General features: G+C 36.7%; 3 protein-coding genes. All 3 read left to right on the top strand.

Annotated elements, in window-relative coordinates; translation table 11 throughout:
- Positions 1-26: 26 nt before the first annotated feature.
- Positions 27-1,061 carry a glycosyltransferase N-terminal domain-containing protein gene (locus tag AB1397_01740; GenBank protein MEW6481716.1) on the top strand — a complete coding sequence of 345 codons (1,035 nt, stop codon included), beginning with the start codon at positions 27-29 and terminating at the stop codon, positions 1,059-1,061.
- Positions 1,062-1,103: 42 nt separating this feature from the next.
- Positions 1,104-2,039, top strand: a complete 936-nt coding sequence (locus AB1397_01735) for an acetyl-CoA carboxylase carboxyltransferase subunit alpha (protein MEW6481715.1) — start codon at positions 1,104-1,106, stop codon at positions 2,037-2,039.
- Positions 2,014-2,477: hypothetical protein (locus tag AB1397_01730; protein MEW6481714.1), on the top strand; the 464-nt coding region annotated here is incomplete at its 3' end. The genes AB1397_01735 and AB1397_01730, both read left to right, overlap by 26 nt.

The raw sequence follows: 2,477 nt of genomic DNA, 5'->3' as shown, positions 1-2,477 counted from the left end.
CCTTGTTTTTCTTAATTCATCAATAAATAGCTGGAATAAAGCCATTTATTGATGAATTAAGAAAAACAAGGAGCCTTTCAATTATTGTCTCAACCATAACGAAAACAGGCTATCAAGTAGCAAGAGGGTTTGGTGAAATTGCAATATATCTTCCCATTGATTTTTCATTTATTATAAGGTCTGTATTAAAAAGGCTTTCCCCAAAAATTCTTATCATTCAAGAAACAGAGCTATGGCCAAATCTTATAAGGGAGGCAAAGAGACAGGGGATAAAGATAGCCCTTATAAATGGAAGAATATCAGAGAAAAGCAAAAAGAGATACCTTGCTGTATCTTCTCTGATGAAAGGCGTAATCTCCTGTTTTGACCTTTTTCTTATGCAGACAGAAGATGATAAAAATAGGATAAAGGAGCTTGGGCCTGAGAATGATAAAATTTTTATTACAGGAAATACAAAATTTGATTGGCTATATAAGGATATTCCCGATATAAAGCTAAAATTTGAGGATAAAAACATTATTGTCTTTGGCTCTATAAGGGAAAGGGAGGAGGAGATTATTTTAAAATGTGCAAAGAGGCTTGTTTTAGAAAAAAAGGTTTCTGTAGTAATTGCTCCCAGGCATATTGATAGGGCATCTATAATCTTAAAAAATGAGGGATTTATAAGAAGAAGTAGCGCATCCTATGTTCCATCTTGTTCTATTGTAATATTAGATACCATAGGCGAGTTAAGGTCTTTTTATAAAAAAGCAAAGATTACCTTTGTGGGAGGTTCTCTATTTCCCCATGGTTGCCATAATTTAATTGAGCCTGCAATACTTGGAAAGCCTGTATTGTTTGGAAGATATACAGACAATTTTAAGGATTGCGCAAATAGCCTAAAAAAAGATAAAGGTGGATTTAAGATTTCTGATGAAGCCTCCCTTTTTTCTCAAATATCCTATCTTCTTGAAAACCCAGATCAGCTAAAAAAAATGGGGAAAAATGCAAAAGATGTTGCCTTAAACTTCATAGGTGCTTCAAAAAGATGCATCCCCTTTATCCTTAATCTGTTGCATTAGGACTTAAGATAGATTATACTTAAATTTATCTTGAAATAAAAAATGTATAACGGATTTTTGGATTTTGAAACCCCCCTTATTGAGATAGAAAAAATGATCGAAGGGGAAAAGGATGAGAAGAAAAAGAGGAAGTTAAAGAGGTCTCTGGCTTTGGAAAAAAAGAAGATTTACTCAAGCCTTAAACCCTACCAAATAGTTCAAATAGCAAGGCATCCAAAGAGACCGAATATTATGGATTATATAGATGGGTTATTTGATGAATTTATAGAGCTTTGTGGTGATAGGGTTTTTGGGAATGACCAGGCAATCATAGGAGGCATAGGAAGGATTGGAGAAAACAAGGTAATGCTTATTGGACATAGGAAGGGAAGGGAGTTAAAGGAAAACCTTGTTTATAACTTTGGAATGGCAAGTCCAGAGGGATATAGAAAGGCAAAAAGGATAATGGAGCTTGGAGGAAGGTTTAGGAAGCCCATAATCACATTCATTGACACCCCTGGTGCATATCCTGGGATTGAAGCAGAGGAGAGGGGGCAGGCTATGGCAATTGCTGAAAATCTATATACATTCTTTAAACTTCCCTCTCCCATTATCTCTATTGTCATTGGAGAGGGAGGCTCGGGAGGTGCATTAGGGATTGGTGTTTCTGATAGGATATTGATGCTTAAGTATTCGATGTATTCTGTTGCCTCGCCAGAGGCTTGTGCCTCTATTCTTTGGAAGGATGCAGAGGAGGTTTATAAGGCATCAGAAAATCTGCATCTTACAGCCGATGCTCTTTATAAACTTGGGCTAATTGATGGAATTATTGATGAACCATTAGAGGGTAGCCATAAAGACCCACAAAAAACAATAAAGAATGTAAAGAATGCAATCATCTCCTCCCTTAAAGAGCTTTCATCTTATTCTTCAGAGATTCTTTTAGAAGAGAGGGCAAAGAAGTATAGAAAGATTGGGTTTTTCAAGAGGTTGGATTAAGGATATTTATATGGAGCTTAATCTTTCTCTCTCATCTATCCATGGAATAGGCCCAAAGAGGGCGAGCCTTTTTGAAGGGCTTGGAATTCATTCTGTATCAGACCTTTTGGAATATTACCCAAGGGCATATCAGGATAGAAGCAATGTAGCAAAGATCTCGCAATTAAAAGGAAAGGGAAGGGAAACAATTATTGCCCAGGTTACAAGGCATCTCTTGCATTCCAGAATAAAGAGGGTTTGCTTATCAGATGGAAGTGGCTCTTGCTTTTTGCTTTTCTTTGGAAATTTTTCCGAAAAATTCCTTCCTTTGGGAACAAAGGTAATTGTAAGTGGATATGCAAAGAGGTTTAGGGGTTTTTTTTGCTTTTCCAATTTTGAGTATGAAATAATAAACACCCCGTCCCTTCGGGACACCCCTCTGAAAGAGGGGAAAGAGGG

It is taken from the genome of bacterium, from assembly GCA_040756715.1.
Classification (GTDB): domain Bacteria; phylum UBA9089; class UBA9088; order UBA9088; family UBA9088; genus JBFLYE01.
The sequence above is the reverse complement of the archived record's forward strand: the minus strand, read 5'-3'. Positions and strand labels throughout refer to the sequence as shown.

Bases quoted from the DNA above. Each gene is read 5' to 3' on its own strand.
- AB1397_01735 (MEW6481715.1), top strand. From the start codon at position 1,104: ATGTATAACGGATTTTTGGATTTTGAAACCCCCCTTATTGAGATAGAA.